This window comes from Geobacillus zalihae NBRC 101842 (genome assembly GCF_001544135.1).
Taxonomy (GTDB): Bacteria; Bacillota; Bacilli; order Bacillales; family Anoxybacillaceae; genus Geobacillus; species Geobacillus zalihae.
Map to the genome: position 1 here is coordinate 1 of NZ_BCPV01000104.1, position 5,592 is coordinate 5,592.

General features: G+C 47.8%; 3 protein-coding genes and 15 tRNA genes. 16 read left to right on the forward strand and 2 right to left on the reverse strand.

The window, feature by feature from the left end:
* The first annotated feature begins 551 nt into the window (after positions 1–551).
* The 16 genes from GZ1_RS17120 (at position 552) to GZ1_RS17195 (ending at position 3,313) form a co-directional block, all read left to right on the forward strand.
* Positions 552–626, forward strand: a tRNA-Asn gene (locus GZ1_RS17120).
* A gap of 4 nt (positions 627–630) precedes the next feature.
* Positions 631–721: transfer RNA gene (locus GZ1_RS17125), tRNA-Ser, on the forward strand.
* A gap of 14 nt (positions 722–735) precedes the next feature.
* A tRNA-Glu gene (locus tag GZ1_RS17130) sits at positions 736–807 on the forward strand.
* A 9-nt stretch (positions 808–816) separates the two neighbouring features.
* Positions 817–892: transfer RNA gene (locus GZ1_RS17135), tRNA-Val, on the forward strand.
* Between the two features lie 294 nt (positions 893–1,186).
* Positions 1,187–1,263: transfer RNA gene (locus tag GZ1_RS17140), tRNA-Met, on the forward strand.
* A gap of 5 nt (positions 1,264–1,268) precedes the next feature.
* Positions 1,269–1,344, forward strand: a tRNA-Asp gene (locus GZ1_RS17145).
* A 316-nt stretch (positions 1,345–1,660) separates the two neighbouring features.
* A tRNA-Phe gene (locus GZ1_RS17150) sits at positions 1,661–1,736 on the forward strand.
* Between the two features lie 170 nt (positions 1,737–1,906).
* A tRNA-Thr gene (locus GZ1_RS17155) sits at positions 1,907–1,982 on the forward strand.
* Between the two features lie 6 nt (positions 1,983–1,988).
* Positions 1,989–2,073 (forward strand) — tRNA-Tyr (locus GZ1_RS17160).
* Between the two features lie 9 nt (positions 2,074–2,082).
* Positions 2,083–2,156, forward strand: a tRNA-Trp gene (locus tag GZ1_RS17165).
* A gap of 17 nt (positions 2,157–2,173) precedes the next feature.
* Positions 2,174–2,246, forward strand: a tRNA-His gene (locus GZ1_RS17170).
* A 15-nt stretch (positions 2,247–2,261) separates the two neighbouring features.
* A tRNA-Gln gene (locus GZ1_RS17175) sits at positions 2,262–2,336 on the forward strand.
* A gap of 5 nt (positions 2,337–2,341) precedes the next feature.
* A tRNA-Gly gene (locus GZ1_RS17180) sits at positions 2,342–2,413 on the forward strand.
* 9 nt (positions 2,414–2,422) lie between these two features.
* A tRNA-Cys gene (locus GZ1_RS17185) sits at positions 2,423–2,496 on the forward strand.
* A gap of 62 nt (positions 2,497–2,558) precedes the next feature.
* Positions 2,559–2,646: transfer RNA gene (locus tag GZ1_RS17190), tRNA-Leu, on the forward strand.
* Positions 2,647–2,737: 91 nt separating this feature from the next.
* A complete protein-coding gene (locus tag GZ1_RS17195; RefSeq protein ID WP_373278119.1) occupies positions 2,738–3,313 on the forward strand; it encodes a tyrosine-type recombinase/integrase in 576 nt (191 codons plus the stop codon).
* Positions 3,314–3,416: 103 nt separating this feature from the next.
* On the opposite strand, the gene GZ1_RS17200 is transcribed toward GZ1_RS17195, so the two are convergent.
* Both GZ1_RS17200 and GZ1_RS17205 read right to left on the reverse strand, forming a co-directional pair.
* Entirely contained in the window at positions 3,417–4,604 is a 1,188-nt protein-coding gene (locus GZ1_RS17200) for an IS701 family transposase (RefSeq protein WP_060788974.1), read from the reverse strand.
* Between the two features lie 157 nt (positions 4,605–4,761).
* On the reverse strand, positions 4,762–5,388 hold the full coding sequence (locus GZ1_RS17205; RefSeq protein ID WP_020754098.1) for a hypothetical protein: 627 nt from the start codon (positions 5,386–5,388) through the stop codon (positions 4,762–4,764).
* Positions 5,389–5,592: the final 204 nt, after the last annotated feature.

Genomic DNA, 5,592 nt, shown 5'->3' on the forward strand with positions numbered 1-5,592 from the left:
GGAGGTGGAAGCGTGGCGACACGTGGAGCTGACGGATACTAATCGATCGAGGGCTTAACCTAGCAAGAAAAGTGGAGGCCGCCCGCTTATCGGCGAGGTGCGCTGGAGGGCCTGCGAGGAGGCTGTCGCCGCCGCAGCAGGACCGAAGCGTCGCGAGCCGATGGCGGCCGGAACTAGACAGCGAAAAGCGCAGGCGAGCGGGTCGCCGCGACGGGCAAATGTTCTTCGCCTGCAGGGATTTCCGATCCCGAAGGCGAAGGTTATTTGACCCCGAGCGGCGGCGAGCCGGAGCTGGACAATGCGAAAAGCGCAGGCGAGCGGCTTCTTCCAACGGTTATCTAGTTTTGAAGGAATGAAAAAACTCTTGACAGCTCAGCGCGAATCATTATAATAGTAAATGTCTAAAGAGATGTCATTTCGCAGCAGCTCAGTGACGAGCATTTGCATCATCGGATGAACTGCGAGTTGCCTCGACGCATCCAGCTTCTTTGAATCGGCTGGCAGAGGAAGAGGCAGGACATCTTGTTGGGAGAATTGACCGTCGTTATGATTCCGCAGTAGCTCAGTGGTAGAGCAATCGGCTGTTAACCGATTGGTCGCAGGTTCGAATCCTGCCTGCGGAGCCATCGTGGAGAGCTGTCCGAGTGGTCGAAGGAGCACGATTGGAAATCGTGTAGGCGTGAATAGCGCCTCAAGGGTTCGAATCCCTTGCTCTCCGCCATGATCCATCAGCATGGCCCGTTGGTCAAGTGGTTAAGACACCGCCCTTTCACGGCGGTAACACGGGTTCGAATCCCGTACGGGTCACTTCTTTGTGGAGGATTAGCTCAGCTGGGAGAGCACTTGCCTTACAAGCAAGGGGTCGGCGGTTCGATCCCGTCATCCTCCACCATCTTAATATAAAAGCTGACTTGCTTTCTCATTCATCGCGAGTTGTCCCGACGCATCCAGCATCTTTGAATCAACTTGTAGAGGAAGAGGCAACGGACAACAACACCAAAAGCATTGTGAACATCAACTTACTTTCTTGTCATCGCGGGGTGGGGCAACGAGCCTTTGCTTCATCGAATCCGCTTCGAGTTGCCTCGACGCACCGAGCATCTTTGAATCAGCTGGCAGAGGAAGAGGCAATAAATATTTAAACCGATACTCAGTGTATGATCGAAATAAGTTCATTTTCTATCGTCGCGGGGTGGAGCAGTCCGGTAGCTCGTCGGGCTCATAACCCGAAGGTCGCAGGTTCAAATCCTGCCCCCGCAACCAAAATTGGTCCCGTAGTGTAGTGGTTAACATGCCTGCCTGTCACGCAGGAGATCGCGGGTTCGAGTCCCGTCGGGACCGCCATTCTTTCAAAATTGTGAAAGATGAAAAATACGGCTCAGCAGCTCATTCGGTAGAGACGAGCATCCGCTTCATCGAATTCGCTTCGAGTTGCCTCGACGCATCGAGCGTCTTTGAATCAGCTGGTAGAGGAAGAGGCACAGAGCAATTCAACGAGCGAGTTAAAAAATAATATATGGCTCGGTAGCTCAGTCGGTAGAGACGAGCATCCGCATCGTCGAATCTGCTGCGAGTTGTCCCGACGCACCCAGCTTCTTCGAATTGGCTGGTAGAGGAAGGGACACAAAAGTCATCAACGAACAATGGAAAAATAAGATACGGCTCGGTAGCTCAGTCGGTAGAGCAAAGGACTGAAAATCCTTGTGTCGGCGGTTCGATTCCGTCCCGAGCCACCACGAAACAACTAGAATAGGTTTGCATGCCGACTTAGCTGAATTGGTAGAGACGAGCATCTGCTTCATCGAATTCGCTTCGAGTTGCCTCGACGCATTCCGCTTCTTCGAATCAGCTGGTAGAGGAAGAGGCACAGAGCTCAACAATGAGCCACCTTCTTCATTCATCTTATGCCGACTTAGCTCAATTGGTAGAGCAACTGAATCGTAATCAGTAGGTTGCGGGTTCAAGTCCTGCAGTCGGCACCATTCCTTGGAGGGGTAGCGAAGTGGCTAAACGCGGCGGACTGTAAATCCGCTCCCTTTGGGTTCGGCGGTTCGAATCCGTCCCCCTCCACCATTTTAACAAAGGGGCATAGTTTAATGGTAGAACAGAGGTCTCCAAAACCTCCGGTGTGGGTTCGATTCCTACTGCCCCTGCCATTCCTATCATGATCATGGCGACTATGGCGAAGTGGTTAACGCACCAGATTGTGGCTCTGGCATGCGTGGGTTCGATTCCCACTAGTCGCCCTTCACTTACAACGTTGGGGTATAGCCAAGCGGTAAGGCAACGGACTTTGACTCCGTGATGCGTTGGTTCGAATCCAGCTACCCCAGCCACGGATGCGGAAGTAGTTCAGCGGTAGAACACCACCTTGCCAAGGTGGGGGTCGCGGGTTCGAGTCCCGTCTTCCGCTCTTGATCAAGGCGGCATAGCCAAGTGGTAAGGCAGAGGTCTGCAAAACCTTTATCCCCGGTTCGAATCCGGGTGCCGCCTCCATATCTAATGAATAAAAAAGTGTTGACAGTTGAAAGATAATTTGGTAAAATGTTGATTGTCGCGCCGATGTGGCGGAATTGGCAGACGCGCACGACTCAAAATCGTGTGGGGTAGCCCCCCGTGTGGGTTCGACTCCCACCATCGGCACCATACATAACCAAAAGCCTTTAAAGCCAATGCTTTGAGCAATTCAGAGCATTGGCTTTTTTGTTTTTTAGCGTGCTAAAGCCAAAGCCTAATCGTGTGGACAAAAAAATTTGATAATCAGCAGATAAAGTCGTTATTTAAAGCATGCGACCTTCGTACGTTTGTAGGTTTAAGGGATTATACGATTATGATGTTGCTGTTGGAAACGGGAGTTCGAGTAAATGAATTGGTGGGCATAAAAACAACGGATATCATTTGGGAACAAAAAGTCATCCGCATTCGAAACACAAAAGGGGGTTTCGAACGTTTTGTTCCTATTCAAGATAAAATGATTAATCAGTTGAAAAAATATATAGCTGTTAGAGGGAGTGTGGATACTGATTATTTATTTATTACCCGTGACGATACGCCACTCAGCAAAAAGCAAGTACAGGACAGAATTAAAGAGTATGGGAAAAAGGCAGGAATCAAGAACGTTCGCTGTTCCCCACATACGTTTCGCCATACATTTGCTAAATTATGTGTGTTAAATGGGGCAAATGCATTTCAATTACAGGCAATACTGGGGCATACGTCATTGGAAATGACAAAAGTGTATGTAAATCTTTTCAGCAACGAGGTTCAGCAAGGACATGTAAAATTTAGTCCGATAAATAGCTTATTCAAATAATTTTCATTATCCACATTTTGTAGTGGAAAGTTGTTCTATAACTGTAGATGAGCATTTTTCATTACAATAATTTCCATGCTTTAAGAGACAAACAGGGTCCCCCTTAGGCGACATGGAGCTGTTTTTTGATCACATCAATGGGAATCTCTTGCTTCGCGGCGTTATAAATGAACTCGATGACGCTGTGGCCTTTCCGTGATCGAAGAAGCTCCAGTCCAGCGGAAAGGTTTTGTTGGGATTCGGCGATGCTGTAAACAGAGGCCAAGAGCACCACCGCCCAATACCGTTTCACCGCCCGAATGTGGCGAACGCGGTATCCATCCAGCTTCAGTTGGTCTTTCGCCTGCTGGAAAAAGCATTCGATTGTCCAACGCTGGGCATAGTAACGCAAGATGTCTTCGTCCCCGAGCTCCCGGTCGGTGCTCAAGATGCAATGAAGATGTTCCGGCGTCATCGGCTGATCCGCTTTCCAAGCCAGCAGCACCACCGCATCATCGAGGCCATGGATGGCCCCCTCATCGCGATACACGCGATAATGCTCCTGACCCACCGTGACGAGGCGGGTGTCTTTTGGTTCGATATAGCGGGCAAACGGCTTGGCTTGGATCGCGATGCCTTTCGGGTAGAGAATCCGGTTCGTCTTGAGCATCGCGATGACATGGAATCCCTTTTTCAGGCAGGCTTCGATGAGCGTTTTGGATGGGTACCACGAATCCATGAGCACATACACCGGCTGAGTCAGCTTCACCTTGATCAAGGAAAGCATCTCGATCGCCAGGTCGATTTTGCTTCTTCCGGCCTTCTTGTCATACAGGCGGAACGCAAATGGGAACGCCTGCGTGAAGGTGTGCACCATCAGCCAAACGAGCGAATGCCCCCAAACCGATTGATGATCTTTATGCGAGTAGTGCCAGTCGCACCCTTCGATGGCGTGCGTTGCCCGTGACGAAGGCTTCGTTTTTTGGCAAATCGTATCATCAATCGAAACAAAAAGGGGTTGATTCTTCCGTTTGGCCAGTCGTTCGACCTGGGAAAGGATCCACTCTTGAAGCTTCCCAAGCAGCCTTTCCTCGTTCCAAGGGCTTTTCGTGAAAAAGTGACGGAGCGTCGTTCGATGATTCGGATGAAAGCTCCAGTAATGAATATCAGTCAATGTTCCCGAGAATCCCTCGGTGGTCAAGGCATCGACAATATGAATGAGATGCTTGATGACCGGTTTGGAAAGCTGCAACGTCAACCCCAGAGTGAAGAAAAACTTGTGGATTCCTTGGTGATGTGCTAATCTATTCATGAGACATGAACCTCCTTGTGGGTAGTTGTGAGCACATCTATTTTATCCAAGGAGTCCGGTTCATGTCTCCTTTTTTGTTTGGTTGTCAATTTATGTTAGTGAATTTGCTCATCTACAGTAATCGATAAAAATAGAGTCATTTTATTGAGTAATTGATTCAGGTAACTTCTGTCACTTCACCATTTTCATCCACAAACAATGCCGTAATACCTGTTCTCACTTTCGCTAATAATGGTAGCCGATCCCATAGATTGCGAAATTGCTGTATGTCAGGCAAGGCAATACTATACTTCGCATAAGGATCTTCCATTCGTTGCAGTATTTCTCCCAATATCGTTAGGAAGTAATTCACATTCATTTGCTGATATGAACCCATTCCTTTCACTTCAATAATCCATCGATCTGTCTCTCTTGTTGCATCTATGTCAATTCCACGATTCTTACCCCATGCCACTCGGGTGTTCCATCCGTCTGCATGAAGATACGAAATAAGTACCTGTTTGATGTTATCTTCAGAAAAGGCTTTTTTATCCTCTTCAAGATCCTTCTTTCCTTTGTTCTGGAAATAATCCACCACATGCTGGTCTGTGGCAAGATAGTTACCGATAAGCCCATCTTGTCTTTTCACTCTCTTCAGTACTCCTTGTGCCTCTAATGACCTGCATGCCTGATTGACAGGTTGCTGTGGCTTTTTTTCTCCCAATATTCGATTGGTAATTTCTCTATCGGTCAAACCGCTATGTTCCTGTAGAAGTTGAATAATCCTTTCCTTTAATGTTTTCACTACTCATCCCCCACATATATTAGCTTCTCATTGAATTTTACAATTTTCTGGTTAACGTAAACAATAGCATCATGAATTCACTCTTTACATGGTACGACATTATAGCATTTAGTAGTGTTTTGTTCGACAAAAAAGTACGAATTTGTGTTATAAATTCGCACTTATGTGTATATGATAAAGTGATTTCACTATAAAACTATAAAG

Coding starts and splice junctions, on each gene's coding strand:
- GZ1_RS17200 (WP_060788974.1), bottom strand. CDS start 4,604: ATGAATAGATTAGCACATCACCAAGGAATCCACAAGTTTTTCTTCACT.